Origin of the sequence: Streptomyces sp. Edi2, from assembly GCF_040253635.1 — a bacterium.
GTDB lineage: Bacteria > Actinomycetota > Actinomycetes > Streptomycetales > Streptomycetaceae > Streptomyces.
Genome location: NZ_JBEJGX010000003.1, coordinates 4,580,769 through 4,598,430 on the forward strand (window position 1 = coordinate 4,580,769; position 17,662 = coordinate 4,598,430).

At 67.3% G+C, this 17,662-nt stretch carries 17 protein-coding genes; 8 read left to right on the plus strand and 9 right to left on the minus strand.

Features of this window, described 5'->3' with window-relative positions:
- Positions 1–114: 114 nt before the first annotated feature.
- Positions 115–1,590 carry a CCA tRNA nucleotidyltransferase gene (locus ABR737_RS23580; protein ID WP_350252093.1) on the plus strand — a complete coding sequence of 492 codons (1,476 nt, stop codon included), beginning with the start codon at positions 115–117 and terminating at the stop codon, positions 1,588–1,590.
- A gap of 107 nt (positions 1,591–1,697) precedes the next feature.
- Here ABR737_RS23580 and ABR737_RS23585 read toward each other — a convergent pair whose 3' ends face one another.
- The 4 genes from ABR737_RS23585 to ABR737_RS23600 form a co-directional block, all read right to left on the minus strand.
- Positions 1,698–2,297, minus strand: a complete 600-nt coding sequence (locus tag ABR737_RS23585; protein ID WP_350252094.1) for an LppU/SCO3897 family protein — start codon at positions 2,295–2,297, stop codon at positions 1,698–1,700.
- Positions 2,298–2,406: 109 nt separating this feature from the next.
- Complete coding sequence (locus ABR737_RS23590) at positions 2,407–3,666, minus strand: MFS transporter (protein ID WP_350252095.1); 1,260 nt, start codon at positions 3,664–3,666, stop codon at positions 2,407–2,409.
- A gap of 78 nt (positions 3,667–3,744) precedes the next feature.
- A complete protein-coding gene (locus tag ABR737_RS23595; protein ID WP_350252096.1) occupies positions 3,745–4,827 on the minus strand; it encodes an inositol-3-phosphate synthase in 1,083 nt (360 codons plus the stop codon).
- A gap of 46 nt (positions 4,828–4,873) precedes the next feature.
- A complete protein-coding gene (locus ABR737_RS23600) occupies positions 4,874–5,554 on the minus strand; it encodes a PadR family transcriptional regulator (RefSeq protein WP_350252097.1) in 681 nt (226 codons plus the stop codon).
- A 509-nt stretch (positions 5,555–6,063) separates the two neighbouring features.
- Here ABR737_RS23600 and ABR737_RS23605 point away from each other — a divergent pair.
- From ABR737_RS23605 to ABR737_RS23615, 3 genes are all read left to right on the plus strand, one after another.
- The gene (locus tag ABR737_RS23605) at positions 6,064–6,264 is read left to right on the plus strand and encodes a hypothetical protein (protein ID WP_350252098.1); all 201 of its coding nucleotides are present in this window, start codon (positions 6,064–6,066) and stop codon (positions 6,262–6,264) included.
- A gap of 95 nt (positions 6,265–6,359) precedes the next feature.
- Positions 6,360–8,576 (plus strand): transglycosylase domain-containing protein, encoded by a 2,217-nt coding sequence (locus tag ABR737_RS23610; protein ID WP_350252099.1) that lies wholly within the window; start codon positions 6,360–6,362, stop codon positions 8,574–8,576.
- A gap of 121 nt (positions 8,577–8,697) precedes the next feature.
- A complete protein-coding gene (locus ABR737_RS23615; RefSeq protein ID WP_350252100.1) occupies positions 8,698–10,179 on the plus strand; it encodes a glycosyltransferase family 87 protein in 1,482 nt (493 codons plus the stop codon).
- Between the two features lie 96 nt (positions 10,180–10,275).
- Here ABR737_RS23615 and ABR737_RS23620 read toward each other — a convergent pair whose 3' ends face one another.
- The 3 genes from ABR737_RS23620 to ABR737_RS23630 form a co-directional block, all read right to left on the minus strand.
- The gene (locus ABR737_RS23620) at positions 10,276–11,307 is read right to left on the minus strand and encodes an alanine racemase (protein ID WP_350252101.1); all 1,032 of its coding nucleotides are present in this window, start codon (positions 11,305–11,307) and stop codon (positions 10,276–10,278) included.
- 65 nt (positions 11,308–11,372) lie between these two features.
- On the minus strand, positions 11,373–12,491 hold the full coding sequence (locus ABR737_RS23625) for a lipid II:glycine glycyltransferase FemX (RefSeq protein ID WP_350252102.1): 1,119 nt from the start codon (positions 12,489–12,491) through the stop codon (positions 11,373–11,375).
- A 122-nt stretch (positions 12,492–12,613) separates the two neighbouring features.
- Complete coding sequence (locus ABR737_RS23630; RefSeq protein ID WP_350252103.1) at positions 12,614–12,931, minus strand: hypothetical protein; 318 nt, start codon at positions 12,929–12,931, stop codon at positions 12,614–12,616.
- Between the two features lie 228 nt (positions 12,932–13,159).
- Between ABR737_RS23630 and rpsF the strand changes: the two genes are divergently transcribed.
- From rpsF to rplI, 4 genes are all read left to right on the plus strand, one after another.
- Positions 13,160–13,450: a 30S ribosomal protein S6 gene (rpsF, locus tag ABR737_RS23635; protein ID WP_006604399.1), complete on the plus strand. Its 291-nt coding sequence runs from the start codon at positions 13,160–13,162 to the stop codon at positions 13,448–13,450.
- A gap of 82 nt (positions 13,451–13,532) precedes the next feature.
- The gene (locus tag ABR737_RS23640) at positions 13,533–14,123 is read left to right on the plus strand and encodes a single-stranded DNA-binding protein (RefSeq protein WP_088798859.1); all 591 of its coding nucleotides are present in this window, start codon (positions 13,533–13,535) and stop codon (positions 14,121–14,123) included.
- A gap of 111 nt (positions 14,124–14,234) precedes the next feature.
- On the plus strand, positions 14,235–14,471 hold the full coding sequence (rpsR, locus tag ABR737_RS23645) for a 30S ribosomal protein S18 (protein WP_003978893.1): 237 nt from the start codon (positions 14,235–14,237) through the stop codon (positions 14,469–14,471).
- An 18-nt stretch (positions 14,472–14,489) separates the two neighbouring features.
- Complete coding sequence (rplI, locus tag ABR737_RS23650; RefSeq protein WP_311622961.1) at positions 14,490–14,936, plus strand: 50S ribosomal protein L9; 447 nt, start codon at positions 14,490–14,492, stop codon at positions 14,934–14,936.
- Positions 14,937–15,021: 85 nt separating this feature from the next.
- Here the strand turns inward: rplI and ABR737_RS23655 are convergent, their stop codons facing one another.
- Both ABR737_RS23655 and ABR737_RS23660 read right to left on the minus strand, forming a co-directional pair.
- Positions 15,022–15,894, minus strand: coding sequence for a trypsin-like serine peptidase (locus ABR737_RS23655; RefSeq protein ID WP_350252104.1), 873 nt, complete (start codon positions 15,892–15,894; stop codon positions 15,022–15,024).
- Between the two features lie 41 nt (positions 15,895–15,935).
- Entirely contained in the window at positions 15,936–17,273 is a 1,338-nt protein-coding gene (locus ABR737_RS23660; RefSeq protein ID WP_350252105.1) for an MATE family efflux transporter, read from the minus strand.
- Between the last annotated feature and the right edge of the window lie 389 nt (positions 17,274–17,662).

Consider the following 17,662-nt stretch of genomic DNA (forward strand, 5'->3'; position numbering starts at 1 on the left):
CACATGATCTCGGCGCAGAGGCCGTGTGCCCAGCCTGTCCTCTTGATCGGCGCCCAGGCTGTCCCCTTTATTACGTGACGCTTTGCACTGCGCGGCCACGTACCCTGTTTTGTTGTGCCGAACGCCAACAATGACCTCCCCGCCCCGACCGCCGAGCGGACCCCGCTGTCGACGAACGCGCTGAACCATGTGCAGCGGCGCGCTGTGAGCGAGCTGCTGAGGGTGTCGCCCGTCGCGGATGACCTGGCCCGTCGCTTCCAGGAGGCCGGGTTCACGCTTGCCCTGGTCGGCGGCTCGGTCCGGGATGCCCTGCTGGGCCGGCTCGGCAATGACCTCGACTTCACCACCGATGCCCGGCCCGAGGACGTCCTGAAGATCGTCCGGCCGTGGGCGGACGCGGTCTGGGAGGTCGGCATCGCCTTCGGGACGGTCGGCTGCAAGAAGGAGTCGTTCGACATCGAGGTCACGACCTACCGGTCCGAGGCGTACGACCGCACCTCCCGCAAGCCCGAGGTGTCGTACGGCGACTCCATCGAGCAAGACCTGGTGCGCCGGGACTTCACGGTGAACGCTATGGCGGTGCTGCTGCCGCAGAAGGAGTTCGTCGACCCGCACGACGGACTGGAGGACCTGGCCGCGCGCGTGCTGCGTACGCCGGGGACGCCGGAGGAGTCCTTCTCCGATGACCCGCTGCGGATGATGCGCGCGGCCCGCTTCGCCGCCCAGCTGGACTTCACGGTGGCCCCGGAGGTCGTCGCCGCGATGAAGGCGATGTCGGACCGCATCGAGATCGTCTCCGCGGAGCGCGTACGGGACGAGCTGAACAAACTGATCCTCTCGGCACACCCCCGCGAGGGGCTGCGGCTGCTCGTCGACGCGGGCCTGGCCGACAAGGTTCTGCCGGAGCTGCCCGCGCTGCGGCTGGAAAGTGACGAGCATCACCGTCACAAGGACGTCTACGAGCACTCGCTAACGGTCCTGGAACAGGCGATCGACCTCGAGGAGGACGGTCCCGATCTTGTGCTGCGGCTGGCGGCCCTCCTGCACGACATCGGCAAGCCCAGGACGCGGCGCTTCGAGAAGGACGGCCGGGTCTCCTTCCATCACCACGAGGTGGTGGGCGCGAAGATGACCAAGAAGCGGATGACCGCCCTGAAGTACTCCAACGACATGGTCAAGGACGTCTCGCGTCTGGTGGAGCTGCATCTGCGGTTCCACGGTTACGGGACGGGCGAGTGGACGGACTCCGCCGTCCGGCGGTATGTACGGGACGCCGGTCCGCAGCTGAAGCGGCTCCACAAGCTGACCCGCTCGGACTGCACTACGCGCAACAAGCGCAAGGCCAGTGCCCTGTCGCGCGCCTACGACGGGCTTGAGGAGCGCATTGCGCGGCTGCAGGAACAGGAAGAACTGGAAGCGATCCGCCCGGACCTGGACGGCAACGACATCATGCAGATCCTGGGCATCCGCCCGGGGCCCGAGGTCGGCAAGGCCTACAAGCAGATGCTGGAGATCCGGCTGGAGCGCGGGCCGATGGAGCGGGACGAGGCGATCGCCGCTCTGAAGGAGTGGTGGGCCACCCAGGGCTGATGTTTCACGTGAAACCGGGGGCGCGAACCCTGTGTTTCACGTGAAACGTAGGGCGGTGTTTCACGTGAAACACCGCCCTACGACGTATCCGAGGCGCTTGCCGCGCGTTACTTGGCCGAGGTCAGGCAGAGCACCATGTGGGTATCGGACCCCCTGCGCCGGTGCACGTTCTTGGTGTACGCGGACTGAGGTGCCGGGCATACGGACGGGTCCGAGGTGTCATCGTGCACCGCGGCCACCTTGTACTGGGCCTCCGAGGTGCCGCAATCCACCACCGAAAGGCCATCGTCGAGCGAACTGCTGGACTTCTTCACGCAGTCGCCGACCTCGGCGCTGCTCGCGTCGTCCATGCTGCTGATCCACGCGACTGCGAGGAAGGCCAGACCGAGGACGGCTCCGATAACCCTCAGGATCGACTTGGGGGAACGGCGCTTGGCGGGCTGCGGTGGCGGTACGGGAGCTCCGCCTTGCATGAACGGCTGCTGAGGCGGCGCGGGGTAACCAGGCTGAGGCTGTCCGTACGGAGCCTGCGGCTGCTGGGGGTAGGCGTATCCGCCCTGGGGCTGGCCGTACGGGGCCTGGGGTGCCGGCGGTGCCTGCGGGTACGGGTTCTGCCCGTAGGGCTGTTGCGCGTATGGCTGCGCGTACGGTGCCTGCCCGTACGGCGCCTGGCCGTATGGCTGCTGGCCCTGAGGCGGCGTCGTCATGGATCTCCCCCGATATTGATATGTACAGGCTGCTGTAGGACGCCCGTAAGGTATCCGGTCCGGGCGTCTCGCCGCAGAGCACCGATCACTCGGGGTGTGGGATGCGGGCTCAACTGCGCACGAAACGGACCAGCGCCGCGGTGACCACCGCGTAGAGCGCGGTCACCACACCGAGCAGAGCGATGGAGCGTCCATCGGGAGGCAGCATGAGGGCGGCCACCGCGGCGGCGCCGACGAAAGCGGCATTGAAGAGAACGTCGTAGATGGCGAAAATCCGGCCGCGGAAGCCGTCGTCGACCGTCGACTGGACGATGGTGTCGGTGGCGATCTTGGACCCTTGGGTGCCGAGGCCGAGCATGAACGCGGCGGCCAGCATCGGACCCGGCAGGAAGAACAGTCCGAGAGACGGCAGCAGTACGGCGCCCATCGCGGCGCAGCAGGCGATCCAGCCGAGTGCGGTGAGCCGCGCGACGGCCCAGGGTGTGATCACCGCGGCCGCGAAGAAGCCCGCCCCTGACACCCCGACCGTGATCCCCAGCAGGGCCAAGCCCTCCGCCTCGGTGCTGGACCAGGAGTACCGGCACAGCATCAGCACCGTGACCGTCAGGGCTCCGTAGCAGAAGCGGATCAAGGTCATCGCGGTCAGCGCCCGTGCCGCAGCGCGCCGCTCGGCGAGATGGCGCAGCCCGTCCGCAAGTCCCCGCACGGTGCTCAACAGGGCCTCGCGCAGGTGAGGTTGGAGGCGTGCCGCATCGGGGCCGAGCAATTGCGGCGCCATGCGCAGGGCGGTGAGGGCCGAACAGAAATAGAGGGAGGCGGCGAGCAGCACGACATACGCGTCCACATCCGGGCCGGCCAGCCGGATGGCGAACGCGAGCCCGCCACCGGCGGTGGCGGCGAGCGTTCCGGCCGTGGGGGCCAGGGAGTTGGCCATGACCAACTGCTCTTCACCGTCGACCACACGCGGGAGCGCGGCCGAGAGCCCCGCCAGGACGAAGCGGTTGACGGCGGTCACGAAGAGGGCCGAGGCGTAGAAGAGCCAGTCGGGGGCCTGTGACGCGATCAGTGACGCCGTCGCCGTCGCCAGCACCGTGCGCAGCAGATTGCCGTACAGCAGGACCTGACGACGCCGCCAGCGGTCGAGCAGTACGCCGGTGAACGGCCCGAGGAGGGAGTACGGGAGCAGCAGGATCGCCATGGCGGAGGCGATGGCCGCGGGGGAGGTCTGCTTCTCGGGCGAGAAGACGACAAAGGCGGCGAGCGCGACCTGGAACACCCCGTCGGCCGCCTGGGAAAGGAGCCGTGCGGCAAGGAGCGAACGGAAGTCGCGTAGCCGGAGTAATACGCGGAGGTCGCGCACAGCATGCATGAGGCACAGCCTCACACAGCCCGCAGGCCCCCGGGGGGAATACCCGGGGGCCTGCGCAGGCTAGGTGCGTCGGGCGTCTCAGCGCTCGACTTCGCCGTTGATGAACTTCTCGACGTTCTCCCGTGCCTCGTCGTCGAAGTACTGCACCGGCGGGGACTTCATGAAGTACGAGGACGCGGAGAGGATCGGGCCGCCGACGCCCCGGTCCTTGGCGATCTTCGCGGCGCGCAGGGCGTCGATGATGACACCCGCGGAGTTCGGGGAGTCCCAGACCTCGAGCTTGTACTCCAGGTTCAGCGGGACGTCACCGAAGGCGCGGCCCTCGAGGCGGACATAGGCCCACTTGCGGTCGTCCAGCCAGGCTACGTAGTCCGAGGGGCCGATGTGGACGTTGTCCTCGCCCAGTTCACGGTCCCGGATCTGGGAGGTGACGGCCTGGGTCTTGGAGATCTTCTTGGACTCCAGGCGCTCGCGCTCGAGCATGTTCTTGAAGTCCATGTTGCCGCCGACGTTCAGCTGCATCGTGCGGTCCAGGACGACGCCCCGGTCCTCGAAGAGCTTGGCCATCACGCGGTGCGTGATCGTGGCGCCGACCTGCGACTTGATGTCGTCACCGACGATCGGGACACCGGCCTCGGTGAACTTGTCCGCCCACTCCTTGGTGCCGGCGATGAAGACCGGGAGGGCGTTGACGAACGCGACCTTGGCGTCGATGGCGCACTGGGCGTAGTACTTCGCGGCGTCCTCGGAGCCGACAGGGAGGTAGCAGACCAGGACATCGACCTGCTTGTCCCTGAGGACCTGGACGATGTCGACCGGTGCCTCGGGGGACTCCTCGATGGTCTGGCGGTAGTACTTGCCCAGGCCGTCGTAGGTGTGGCCACGCTGGACCGTCACGCCCGCGTTGGGCACGTCGCAGATCTTGATGGTGTTGTTCTCGCTGGCGCCGATGGCATCCGCGAGGTCGAGCCCGACCTTCTTGGCGTCGACGTCAAAGGCCGCCACGAACTCGATGTCACGCACGTGGTAGTCGCCGAACTGCACGTGCATGAGACCGGGCACGCGGCTCTTCGGGTCGGCGTCCTTGTAGTACTCGACGCCCTGTACCAGCGAGGCGGCGCAGTTGCCCACGCCGACGATGGCTACGCGAACCGAACCCATTCCGGTTGCTCCCTGTGTTCTCGATGAGGGCCTGCACAGCAGAGCCTCATGTGGTGGTGTCATCGGACGGGTCCGGCCGGGAACCACCCCGGTGCCGGGGCAGGCCGCCCGTATCTCCTGACTGGTTCTTCTTGTCCTGCGCTGCGGGACCTGGTGCGCGCTGGTCACGCCCGGCGCGCTCACTCTCGATGAGCTCGTTCAGCCAACGGACTTCGCGCTCCACGGATTCCATGCCGTGCCGCTGCAGCTCGAGGGTGTAGTCGTCCAGCCGCTCGCGGGACCTGGCCAAGGAGGTACGCATCTTCTCGAGGCGCTCCTCCAGCCGGCTACGGCGGCCTTCCAGCACACGCATCCTTACGTCCCGAGATGTCTGGCCGAAGAATGCGAAGCGGACGCCGAAGTGCTCGTCCTCCCATGCGTCCGGTCCGGAGTGGGCGAGCAGCTCCTCGAAGTGTTCTTTGCCCGATGTGGTCAATCGGTAGACGATCTTGGCTCGGCGCCCTGTCAGTGCCGCGGCCGGTACGCCCTCCGTAGCGCCCTCTGTCTCCTCGGTGAGCCAGCCGCTCGCGACCAGCGCCTTGAGACAGGGGTAGAGGGTGCCGTAGCTGAACGCGCGGAAGACCCCGAGCGAGGTGTTGAGCCGTTTTCGCAGCTCATAGCCGTGCATCGGGGATTCGCGGAGCAGGCCGAGGACGGCGAACTCGAGGATGCCGGAACGTCTGCTCATCCTCCGCCTCCTAGGTCCTGTGCGTTCTTTATGCCGTACTGATGTATCGACTCGATACATCCAGACGATAGATCGGTCGCCCGGGCTGAACAAGTGGGGGGACGGTGAACGGCATCACATCACCGAATCGTTCTCATCAACCTGACTGATTTGGAGTGAATTTCAACACTGGGCAGGTTTTGGCCGTGCGTAGTCTGTGCGGCATGCAGACCGCCGGGAACCGTGGGCCGATATCTGGCGTCCCCATCCTCGGTGTAGTGCGGCTCGCGCCTCAGGAGCGAGCCGTACATCGGGGGGACCTGAAGTCAATTGCCGCCTTCAGGCGACGAGATAGCGCGCCTGCCCGAGGAGTATTCGTTCCATGAGCGAGCACCGTCGCAAACCGCCACAGCCGCAGAGTGGCGGACGTGCCGCGGCCCGACGCGCCGCACCGCAGCCACCGGGGCGTCGTGCCGCCTCTCCGCGTGGCTCCGCTGCCGATCCTGCCTCCCACTCCACGCCGACCGGTCATGAGCCGCAGCAAGGAGGGCGCGCCGAAGCCCGTAGAGCTGCCCAGCGCGGCGGCCGCCGGCGGACGACCGATGCCTCCGCGACGGCTGCCGGTGGCGGCGCCGGCGGCCGTGGTGGCGGAGGCCGGCGCGGTGGCGGGGGCGGAGGCCCCGAGGGAGGCCGCGGACGCGGCAGTGGGAAGCCTGCGAAGAAGCGTCTGATCGACTACCCGCGTGCCAACCGTGTCGGGTGGCGGCGCTTTGTTCCCTCCTGGAAACAGGTCACCAGCCTGTGTGTCGGTTTCATAGGGCTGATCGTGGGGGCCTCCGGCGTCGCGCTGGCCCTGGTACAGGTTCCTGACGAGAGCCTGGCCGCCAAGTCGCAGAACAACGTCTACCTCTGGGCCAATGGCAAGGTCATGGCGCGCGACGGTGAGACAAACCGGCAGAACGTCACGATCAATGAGATTCCGCGGTCGATGCAGAACGCGGCGATCGCCGCGGAGAACGCCTCATTCCGCCACGACTCGGGCGTGGACCCGATGGGCATCGCACGTGCGGTGTTCAACATGGCCAAGGGTGGTGAGACCCAGGGCGGCTCGACCATCACCCAGCAGTACGTGAAGAACGCGATGCTGAGCCAGCAGCAGACCCTTGACCGCAAGTTCAAGGAGCTGTTCATCGCGATCAAGGTCGGCTGGTCGAAGGACAAGGACGAAATCCTTCAGGGGTATCTGAACACCAGCTACTACGGTCGCGGGGCCTACGGCATCCAGGCAGCGGCGCAGGCGTACTACGGAGTGGACGCCGCCAAGCTGGACGCGAACCAGAGCGCCTTCCTGGCCACCGTGCTCAAGGGCGCGGACCTGTATGACCCCGCGGGCGGCACCAGCCCGGGGGCCACGCGGGCGGCGAACACCGCGCGTGCCAAGGCCCGGTGGTCCTGGATCCTCGACCGCGAGGTCGAGAACCACCTCCTGTCGAAGGCGCAGCGGGACAAGTACCGGAACCATTTCCCCACACCACACCTGCCGAAGCCGGTGGCCAGCAAGAGCGGCCAGATCGGCTACATGATGGACACCGCGAAGAAGTACGTGCTGAAGCACGCGGGTCTCAGTGAGGCGCAGTTCGACAAGGGCGGCTACACGATCCGGACGACCTTCGACGCGAAGAAGACCAATGCGCTCGAGGGTGCGGTCAAGAAGGTCAACAAGCGCTATATCGACCCCAAGAAGCGTGCCAAGGACAAATACGTCCAGTTCGGTGGCGCCTCCGTGGTGCCGGGTGACGGCAAGATCGTCGCCCTGTACGGCGGTGAGGGGTACGACAAGGGACACTTCAGCAACAACGCCGACACCTTCGGCGTACCGGTCGGCTCGACCTGGAAGCCGTTCGTGCTCGCCGCGGGGATGAAGTACGGCACGGCCAGGAGTAACGGTCCGATCTCACCGGACAGCCGTTACAACGGCGATGACCACCTCAAGGTGAAGGACGCCCACGGCAACTTCGTGACGAAGCGCGATAACTCGCCCTTCTACCAGGAGAACGAGAGCAACCACCCCTGGGGCTACATCCCCTTGACCAAGGCGATGGAACAGTCCGTCAACACTCCGTTCGTGCAGCTCGGCATGGATGTCGGGATGAGCAGGGTCCGGGACATGGCGCAGGCCGCGGGTATCGCGCCGGCCAGCTTCGACAAGAACCTGAACCCGTCCTTTGCGCTGGGTACCTCCACTCCGAGCGCGATTCGTATGGCCGATGCCTATGCGACCTTCGCCCAGTCGGGACAGAAGGTGGAGCCGTATTCGGTGACCAAGGTGACGTTCGAGGGTGAGGACCTGCCGGGCTTCGACAAGCCCAAGCAGGAGACGGCGATGGATTCCAACATCGCCAACAACGTGACCAAGGTGCTGCAGAACGTCATCCAGAACGGCACGGGAAAGCTGGCCAAGCGGCTGGACATGCCGGCGGCGGGCAAGACCGGCACCACCGACGAGAACAAGTCGGCCTGGTTCGTCGGCTACACCAAGCAGCTTTCGACGGCCGTCACCATGTTCCGTGAGGACGCGAAGAACCCGCGTCAGCTGTCCATGAACGGCGTTGGTGGCTTTGACTCGATCCACGGTGGTGCCCTGCCCACCGAGGTGTGGACCGAGTACATGCTGCAGGCGATGCATGGCGTCACAGGGGAGCCGTTCCCGGCTGCTACGCCCATCGGGCGACGGGTGGACGAGGCCGGCATGCCGTCTCCGACGCCGACTCCCACGCCGTCGGACACGCCCTCGGAGTCTCCGTCGGAGACTCCCAGTGACTCCGCTTCGCCGTCCGACAGTCCCAGCGCGAGCCCGACGGACACCTGCTCTCCCTGGGACATCAAGTGCAGGAACAGCGGCGGGGCCGGTAACGGCGGGGCCAACGGCGGAGGACCGGGCGGAGCCGGCGGACCGGGCGGTGACACCGGAGGCACGACTCCGACACCTGACCCGACGGATGCGAACGGTGGCGGAGGCCTCTTCGGCGGCCCCGGCGGCTGACCGACCGTTTCACGTGAAACGCGGTTTCACGTGAAACGAGGAGCCATAAAGCCCCCGCCCGGCTCACGCCGGGCGGGGGCTTCGCCGTGTTCTGCACAGGGGCGTACGGCAGGATGGGGCCATGACGAGCGTGCGACGCGACGAGCCGGTACGGCCGACGAGGCGGGATGAGGTGGCAGCGGCCGGCAGCGAGCTGATCGGCGGACCGATCGGCCGGCGCGCACTGCTCGGGATCAGTCGGCTGACGCCGGTACGGATCATCGCGCTCATCGCCATCGGCATGTTCGCGCTGGGCATGGTGCAGAAGCTGCCCTGCTACAACGGCGGCTGGTTCTTCGGTGCCACGAGCCAGTATGTCCACGCCTGCTACTCCGATATCCCCCATCTCTATGCGGGTCGGGGCTTCGCCAATGGGCTGATCCCGTATTTCGACCGGTTGCCCGGCGATATGGACTACCTCGAGTACCCCGTGCTCACCGGCGCCTTCATGCAGATCGCCTCCTGGATGACACCGCACAGTGGGGGTGTCCAGTACCGCGAACAGCTCTACTGGCTGGTCAATGCCGGCATGCTGATGGCCTGTGCCGCTGTCGTCGCGGTGTGCGTGACCCGCACCCACCGGCGACGCCCCTGGGACGGCCTCCTGGTCGCCCTGGCGCCGGCCGCTGCCCTCACCGCCACCATCAACTGGGATCTGCTGGCGGTCGCTCTGACCGCCGCAGGGATGCTGATGTGGTCACGCAGCCGCCCGCTGGCGGCAGGTGTCCTCATCGGGCTGGCCACCGCGGCGAAGCTGTACCCGGTGCTGTTGCTCGGCCCGCTGCTGGTGCTGTGCTGGCGTGCGGGAGCCTGGCGTGCGTACGGGCGGGCGATGGCCGGCGCCGTCGCATCCTGGCTGGTGGTGAATCTGCCGGTGATGCTCACGCACGATGATGCGGGATTCCACATCCGGGAAGGCTGGGCAAAGTTCTACACGTTCAGCCAGGAGAGGCCCATCGACTTCGGTTCGCTCTGGCTCCTGATCTCGCAGCGGACCGGGAATCCGCTGGAGAACGCCAACACCTATGCCACGCTGCTGATGATCCTGGGCTGTGGCGCCATCGGCCTGCTGACCCTGTATGCGCCGCGCCGGCCACGCTTCGCACAGCTGGCGTTCCTTGTCGTTGCGCTGTTCATCCTCACCAATAAGGTCTACTCGCCGCAGTACGTCCTGTGGCTGACCCCGCTCGCCGCGCTGGCCCGGCCGCGCTGGCGGGACTTCCTGATCTGGCAGGCCTGCGAGGTCATGTACTTCCTGGGGATCTGGACGTACCTCGCCTACACGGGCAACGGTGACAAGCACCAGGGCCTGCCGCTCGAGGGCTACCAGCTGGCCATTGTGCTGCACCTCCTGGGCACCCTCTATCTGTGCGCCGTGGTCGTCCGGGACATTCTGCTGCCGGAGCGCGATGTGGTCCGCAGGGACGGGGACGACGACCCGTCGGGCGGCGTCCTGGACCGCAGCCCCGATGTGTTCGTGCTCGGCCGGGCCCACCACCGTCCCCGGCACGCGGTGCAGTTCGAGGGGGCACCGCAGGTGCGCTGGGGCGCCGTACGGGAGTGAGACGGCACCGTTGGCCGTCCATGCACCACGCCCGGTGCCGCAGAGAAGGTCTGCGGCACCGGGCCCTTGGTGTGTTCCTGGCCGGGCGCTACCGGCTCAGCGGTCCACAAGGCGGTCGAACTGCGTGGTGGTGTGCCGCAGATGGGCCACCAGTTCCTCGCCGACCTGCGGCTGCGGTGCATCGCCGGGCACGAACAGGATCGACACCTGCATGTGCGGCGGTTCCGCGAACCAGCGCTGCTTCCCGGCCCACACATACGGCGCGAGATTGCGATTGACGGTGGCCAGACCGGCCCGGGCCACGCCCTTGGCACGCGGCATCACGCCGTGCAGTGCCTTGGGGGACTCCAGGCCGACGCCGTGCGAGGTGCCGCCGGCCACCACGACCAGGTAGCCGTCGGAGGCGGCCTTCTGCTGGCGGTAGCCAAAGCGCTCGCCCTTGGCGACCTGGGTGACATCGAGTACCGAGCCGCGGTACTCGGTGGCCTCGTGGTCGCCGAGCCACAGCCGCGTACCGATCCGTGCACGGAACCGTGTCTGAGGGAACTGCTGCTGGAGACGGGCGAGTTCATCGGCCTTGAGGTGGCTGACGAACATGGTGTGCAGCGGGAGGCGGGCATTGCGGAGCCGGTCCATCCAGCCGATGACCTCCTCAACCGCGTCGGAACCGTCGGCACGGTCCAGCGGGAGGTGCAACGCGAAGCCCTCGAGCCTGATGTCCTCGATGGCCGTGGCAAGCTTCGGCAGATCCTCCGGCTTGACGCCATGGCGCTTCATGCTGCTCATGACCTCGATGACGACCCGGGCGCCGACCAGGCCACCCACGCCCTCGACTGAGGAGACCGAACGGATCGCCCGGTCGGGCAGCGGTACCGGCTCCTCACCGTGGCGGAACGGTGTCAGGACGAGCAGGTCGCCGCTGAAGAAGTCCTTGATACGGGCCGCTTCGTAGGTCGTGCCGACCGCGAGGATGTCGGCGCCCAGTTGGGTCGCCTCGTCGGCGAGACGCTCATGGCCGAAGCCGTAACCATTGCCTTTGCAGACCGGGACCAGCCCGGGGAACTGCTGGAGAACGCTCTGCTGATGCGCCCGCCAGCGCGCGGTGTCGACGTAGAGGGTGAGCGCCATGGCCGGGCCCGGAACCTTTCTCGTGGCTGGGGTGTGTCAGGAGTAGGGACGGTGCGGTGAAGCGGTCAGCGGCGCGACATATACATGTCGAGCGCCTTGTGCAGCAGCTTGTTGAGCGGGAAGTCCCACTCGCCGAGGTACTCCGCTGCCTGCCCGCCCGTGCCGACCTTGAACTGGATCAGGCCGAAGAGATGGTCGTTCTCGTCCAGCGAGTCGCTGATGCCGCGGAGGTCGTAGACCGAAGCGCCGAGCGCATAGGAGTCCTGGAGCATCTTCCACTGCATCGCGTTCGAGGGCCGGACCTCACGCTTGTGGTTGGCGGAGGCGCCGTAGGAGTACCAGACATGGCCCCCGACGATCAGCATCGTGGCCGCCGCGACGTTCTCGCCCTCGTGGCGGGCGAAGTAGAGCCGCATGCGGTTGGGGTCCTCGGAGTTGAGGGCCGTCCACATGCGCTGGAAGTAGCCCAGCGGCCGCGGGTGGAAGCGGTCACGCTCCGCGGTGATCTCGTAGAGCCGCTGCCATTCGGCCAGCTCGTCGTAGCTGCCCTGGACGACCTCGACACCGGCCTTCTCGGCCTTCTTGATGTTGCGCCGCCACAGCTGGTTGAAGCCCTTGTGGATGTCCTCCAGCGAGCGGTTGGCCAGCGGCACCTGGAAGACATAGCGCGGCTGCACGTCGCCGAAGCCGGCGCCGCCGTCCTCGCCCTGCTGCCAGCCCATGCGCCGCAGCCGGTCGGCGACCTCGAAGGCGCGGGGCTCGATGTGGGTGGCCTCGACGTCCCGCAGCCGCTTGACGTCCGGGTTCTGGATGCCGGACTTGATCGCGACGGAGTCCCAGCGGCGGATGATCACCGGCGGGCCCATCTTCACGGAGAAGGCGCCCTTCTGCTTGAGGTGGCTGAGCATCGGCTGCAGCCAGTCCTCCAGGTTCGGTGAGAACCAGTTGATGACCGGGCCCTCGGGAAGATAGGCGAGGTAGCGCTTGATCTTGGGCAGCTGGCGGTAGAGCACCAGCGCCGCGCCGACCAGCGCGCCGCTCGTGTCGAACCAGCCCAGACTCTCCGAACGCCATTCGGCCTTCACGTCCGCCCAGGCAGGAACCTGCATGTGGCTGGCCGCGGGCAGACTCTGGATATATGCCAGATGCTGCTCTCGGCTGATGGTCCTCAGGGTCAGGCTCATGCGGGGCGCTCCTCGGCAGGTGTGTCCCCTTGGTGGGGCTCCGGCTCTCGCGCCGAAGCCTACTGTGACCGTGGAGCGCCCCGTCTGGGCCATACGGGACGGAGCCCCGTATGCCGTATCGGCTAGCCGAGCACGCCGCCGAACAGGCCGCCGTGTGCCAGGCCGAGGTAGAAGCCGACGGCCGCCGCCCCGAGGCCGATGATCAACAGGAAGCGTTCACCCGTCGTCGATGAGATGAACTGTCCCCACAGGCCGGTGCCGATTCCGATCAGGCCGACCCAGGAGCTGACCAGGTGCAGGCTGGGAGAGAGCGTGGTGAAGATGGCGATCGCGCCGAGGAGCACGGTCGCAATGGCGATGGTGTTCTCGACGGGATGGTCCTTGCCGTCGCTGTTGAGAAGCGAGAGCAGACTGCGCTGGGTCCGTGCTGCCTGTGCCATGCGGCACCTCCGATGACAGGGCGGCGCACTGTAACGCCGCTCACACCCGTTGTGTTCCAGATTGGGGGGTGGAGCGGGCGGATTTCAACCGGAAGGCTTCAGGCAGGTACTCTGTACGGTCTGCGCCTATGTCTGTCCGGATGACCGGACGGGCTCGGTGCGGAACGCATACGACCCTCCTGCCACGGAACGACCGTGGCCGCTGAGTCCAAAGGAGGTGGGTTCTACATGCGTCACTACGAGGTGATGGTCATCCTCGACCCCGATCTCGAGGAGCGCGCTGTCTCCCCGCTGATCGAGAACTTCCTCTCCGTCGTCCGTGAGGGCAACGGAAAGGTCGAGAAGGTCGACACCTGGGGCCGTCGTCGTCTCTCTTACGAGATCAAGAAGAAGCCCGAGGGCATCTACTCGGTCATCGACCTGCAGGCCGAGCCTGCGGTCGTCAAGGAGCTCGACCGTCAGATGAACCTGAATGAGTCGGTCCTCCGGACCAAGGTCCTTCGTCCCGAGACCCACTGAGCGCGCAAGCGTCCAGCGGTAACCGGGTCCGAGTAGCAGCAACACCAGCAGCCAGCAGCACACCCGCCGAGAGGTTCCCCTAATGGCAGGCGAGACCGTCATCACGGTTGTCGGCAATCTTGTCGACGACCCCGAGCTGCGCTTCACCCCGTCCGGTGCGGCGGTCGCGAAGTTCCGCGTCGCGTCCACTCCCCGCACGTTCGACCGTCAGACCAATGAGTGGAAGGACGGCGAGAGCCTGTTCCTGACCTGCTCGGTGTGGCGTCAGGCGGCGGAGAACGTCGCCGAGTCCCTGACGCGGGGTACCCGCGTGGTCGTCCAGGGCCGCCTCAAGCAGCGGTCGTACGAGGACCGCGAGGGCGTGAAGCGCACGGTCTACGAGCTCGACGTCGAGGAAGTCGGCGCGAGCCTGAAGAACGCCACTGCCAAGATCACCAAGACCAGCGGTCGCGGTGGCCAGGGCGGCGGCGGCTTCGGCGGCGGTCAGCAGGGCGGTGGCCAGGGTGGCGGCGGCTGGGGCGGCGGCCCCGGCGGCGGCCAGCAGGGCGGCGGCGGTGCTCCCGCCGACGACCCGTGGGCGACCAACGGCCCGGCCGGCGGCGGTCAGCAGGGTGGCGGCGGTGGCTGGGGCGGTAGCTCCGGCGGTGGCTACTCGGACGAGCCGCCCTTCTAGGTCCGTACAGCCGGCCCGACTCCGCGCTGTTTCACGTGAAACAGCGCCGTGAGGCGGCCGGGGGCCTTGAGGGCGTCAGCACAAACTTCTTGAACTCATTGGAGAGAGATAATGGCGAAGCCGCCTGCTCGCAAGCCTAAGAAGAAGGTTTGCGTGTTCTGCAAGGAGAAGATCTCCTACGTCGACTACAAGGACACGAACCTGCTGCGGAAGTTCATCTCCGACCGCGGCAAGATCCGTGCCCGCCGGGTCACCGGCAACTGCACTCAGCACCAGCGTGACGTCGCCACGGCCGTGAAGAACAGCCGTGAGATGGCGCTGCTGCCCTACACGTCCACCGCGCGATAAGGGAAGGGTGACCGAATCATGAAGATCATCCTCACCCACGAGGTCTCCGGCCTCGGCACCGCCGGCGACGTCGTTGACGTCCGCGACGGGTACGCCCGTAACTACCTGGTCCCGCGTGGTTTCGCGATCCGCTGGACCAAGGGTGGCGAGAAGGACGTCGAGCAGATCCGCCGCGGTCGCAAGATCCGCGAGATCGCCACGATCGAGCAGGCCAACGAGGTCAAGGGCCGGCTCGAGGGCGTCAACGTGAAGCTGGCCGTTCGCGCCGGCGACGCGGGCCGCCTGTTCGGCTCCGTCACTCCGGCCGATGTCGCCTCGGCGATCAAGGCCGCCGGTGGTCCGGACGTCGACAAGCGTCGTGTCGAGCTCGGCTCGCCGATCAAGACCCTGGGCGCGCACCAGATCTCCGTGCGTCTGCACGCCGAGGTCGTGGCGAAGCTCGGCGTCGAGGTCGTCGCCGCGTAGTTTCCGCACCACGCCGAAGGGCCGCATCCCGTGATCAACGGGGTGCGGCCCTTCGCCGTGTCCGGGGCGCAGCGGCGGCCGGCTGTCAGTCCTCGTCCTGGGCGCGCCTGTAGAGCTCGGCGACATCGTCGTCGAAGTACGCGGCGTAGGAGACATCGTCTTCGTCGCCGCCGCCTTCATGGCCGCCGAGAACACCGATGACCGTGCCGGTGTGGCTCTTGGGGTCGTAGTCGGCAAGCCAGGGGCTGCCGCTCGTCCCACCCTCGAAGTCGGTGCACTGGATACGCATCTGGGTGTCGCTGTACTTCGTGGTGCGGTTCTGGCAGGAGATCGGGGTGTTCCGGCTGGTCGGATAGCCGGTGATCTTGACTTCGTTGTCGAAGCCACGGTCGATGCCGAGGGTGTTGCCGCCCAGGACGTCCTGGATCTGCTTGCCGTTCTTCTTGTCGAGCACGAGGAAGGCGACATCGAGATCCTCGTCCTGCGACTTGACCCAGCGGTCGTCGAGGATCACCTTCTTGACCTTCCAGAGGCCGGTGGGCTCGTTCCGGTCGCGGTAGTCGGGGGCAAAGACGAGATCGTCCACCGTCGTCCCGGCGTCCGCGTCAAAGGCACAGTGCGCCGCAGTGATCAGCATGTTCCGGCCCGGGCTCTGCACCACGCTCGCCGTACAGAAGTGGTCTCCGGTGTCGTCCTTCTCGAAGACCACGCCGACCCGGGCGTTCTGCTCGGTGCGGCGTGGAGTGTAGGCACTGCCGTCTTCGGCCGGAGCCGTCGCGGCGGGATCCTGATCCTGGGGATCTTGGTCGGCCTCGCCGGACTTGCCGAAGCTGCTGTGACCGCTGACACGGCTGCTGCTCCGCTCGCCCTCCCCCTCCGAGGCATAGCCCACCACGACAGCAGCCACCATGACGACGAGCGTCAGGGGCACCAGGGACCTACCGGCAAGCGAGCGCACACGGTCATTATTGACATGCGCTGCGTGTTGCGGGAGATGGTTCAGCGCGAGGCTCCTGTCACAATCCACCGGCCCGAGCGGGTACGCAGCCACAGAGTCAGCATGCGGACGGTCATCATCAGTGCCATGGCCCACCACAGCGCCACCAGTCCGCCGCCCAGAGCGGGTACGGCCAGCGCGGCCGGAGCGAACAGCGCCAGCGTCACCACCATGGCCCGGGCGAGATACGGGCCGTCCCCCGCGCCCATCAGGACACCGTCGAGGATGAAGACGATGCCGGAGACCGGCTGGGTCACGGCCACGACCAGGAGCGTGCTCAGCAGCGGGCCCTGCACGGCGGGGTCCGAGGTGAACAGGGGGATGAACAAGGGGCGGGCGAGCGCGACCAGCACACCGAGGACCAGGCCGGCGGCGATGCCCCACTGGACCATCCGGCGGCAGGCGGCACTGGCGCCGTCGCGGTCCTCCGCACCGAGATAGCGGCCTATGATGGCCTGCCCGGCGATGGCGATGGCGTCCAGCGCGAAGGCCAGCAGGGACCACAGCGTGAGCACGATCTGATGCGCGGCGACCTCGGCATCGCCGAGCCGGGCGGCTACGGCGGTGGCGATCATCAGCACAGCGCGCAGCGAGAGCGTACGGACCAGCAGCGGGACACCGGCCTGAGCCGAGGCGCGGATGCCCGCGGCATCGGGGCGCAGCGAGGCGCCGTGCCGTCGTGCACCGCGGATGACCACGGTGAGGTAGACGGCGGCCATGCCGCACTGGGCGATGACCGTGCCCCAGGCGGAGCCCGCGATGCCGAGCCCGGCGCCGTAGACCAGGCAGACGTTGAGCGCGGCGTTGGCGGAGAAGCCGCCGATGGCGACATAGAGCGGGGTCCGGGTGTCCTGGAGCCCGCGGAGCACGCCGGTGGCGGCCAGCACGACGAGCATCGCGGGGATGCCGAGGGCGCTGATGCGCAGATACGCCGTCGCGTAGGGGGCGGCGGTGGCGGAGGCTCCGAAGGCCTCGACGAGCCAGGGGGCCGTGGGCAGGACGGCCACGATGACGGCGGCGCCGAGCAGCAGGGCGAGCCAGATGCCGTCCATGCCCTGGCGGATGGCGGCGGGAAGATCGCCGGCGCCGGCCCTGCGGGCGACCGCCGCGGTGGTCGCGTAAGCGAGGAAGACGAAGACGGAGACGGCGGTGGTGAGCAGGGCGGCGGCGACGCCCAGGCCGGCGAGCTGGGGGGTGCCGAGGTGGCCGATGACGGCGCTGTCGACCATGACGAAGAGAGGTTCCGCGACCAGTGAGCCGAACGCGGGCAGGGCGAGGGCGATGATCTCGCGGTCATGGCGGCGGTCGGTGCGCCGCGGTGTCGCGGGAGCCTGGGTCATGCGCCCAAGGTAATCGTCCACAGGTAAGAGATGCAAACCTCTTGCAGTCCTTACTTTCCGCTGTGGGGAGTTGCCTTCCCTGTGCCGTTTGTCGTGATCTTGAGCCGTGTGGGGAAGTTTTTCTTCCCCACAGCCTATGGATGAGGAAATCGCAGGTCAGGAGGGTGCGGGCGAGGTGGTTGTGTGCTTGTCCACAGAAGTTTCCCCCGTGCCGTGCACAGGATCCGGGGACTTCTCCACAGCTGTAGGCCAGTCATCCACATGGCCTGTGGATAACCAGATTGGCGGACGGTGCCCACGGGCCTACCGTGGTCCGGCACCCGCCGCCTGTTCCGGCCTGAGACATCGTCCGAACTCGACGCGCCGTAACCGGAGTCGGGCGTCTCGAT

Bases quoted from the DNA above. Each gene is read 5' to 3' on its own strand.
- ABR737_RS23585 (WP_350252094.1), bottom strand. From the start codon at position 2,297: ATGACGACGCCGCCTCAGGGCCAGCAGCCATACGGCCAGGCGCCGTAC.
- ABR737_RS23590 (WP_350252095.1), bottom strand. From the start codon at position 3,666: ATGCATGCTGTGCGCGACCTCCGCGTATTACTCCGGCTACGCGACTTC.
- ABR737_RS23595 (WP_350252096.1), bottom strand. From the start codon at position 4,827: ATGGGTTCGGTTCGCGTAGCCATCGTCGGCGTGGGCAACTGCGCCGCC.
- ABR737_RS23600 (WP_350252097.1), bottom strand. From the start codon at position 5,554: ATGAGCAGACGTTCCGGCATCCTCGAGTTCGCCGTCCTCGGCCTGCTC.
- ABR737_RS23605 (WP_350252098.1), top strand. From the start codon at position 6,064: ATGAGCCGCAGCAAGGAGGGCGCGCCGAAGCCCGTAGAGCTGCCCAGC.
- ABR737_RS23615 (WP_350252100.1), top strand. From the start codon at position 8,698: ATGACGAGCGTGCGACGCGACGAGCCGGTACGGCCGACGAGGCGGGAT.
- ABR737_RS23620 (WP_350252101.1), bottom strand. From the start codon at position 11,307: ATGGCGCTCACCCTCTACGTCGACACCGCGCGCTGGCGGGCGCATCAG.
- ABR737_RS23625 (WP_350252102.1), bottom strand. From the start codon at position 12,491: ATGAGCCTGACCCTGAGGACCATCAGCCGAGAGCAGCATCTGGCATAT.
- ABR737_RS23630 (WP_350252103.1), bottom strand. From the start codon at position 12,931: ATGGCACAGGCAGCACGGACCCAGCGCAGTCTGCTCTCGCTTCTCAAC.
- rpsF (WP_006604399.1), top strand. From the start codon at position 13,160: ATGCGTCACTACGAGGTGATGGTCATCCTCGACCCCGATCTCGAGGAG.
- ABR737_RS23640 (WP_088798859.1), top strand. From the start codon at position 13,533: ATGGCAGGCGAGACCGTCATCACGGTTGTCGGCAATCTTGTCGACGAC.
- rpsR (WP_003978893.1), top strand. From the start codon at position 14,235: ATGGCGAAGCCGCCTGCTCGCAAGCCTAAGAAGAAGGTTTGCGTGTTC.
- rplI (WP_311622961.1), top strand. From the start codon at position 14,490: ATGAAGATCATCCTCACCCACGAGGTCTCCGGCCTCGGCACCGCCGGC.
- ABR737_RS23660 (WP_350252105.1), bottom strand. From the start codon at position 17,273: ATGACCCAGGCTCCCGCGACACCGCGGCGCACCGACCGCCGCCATGAC.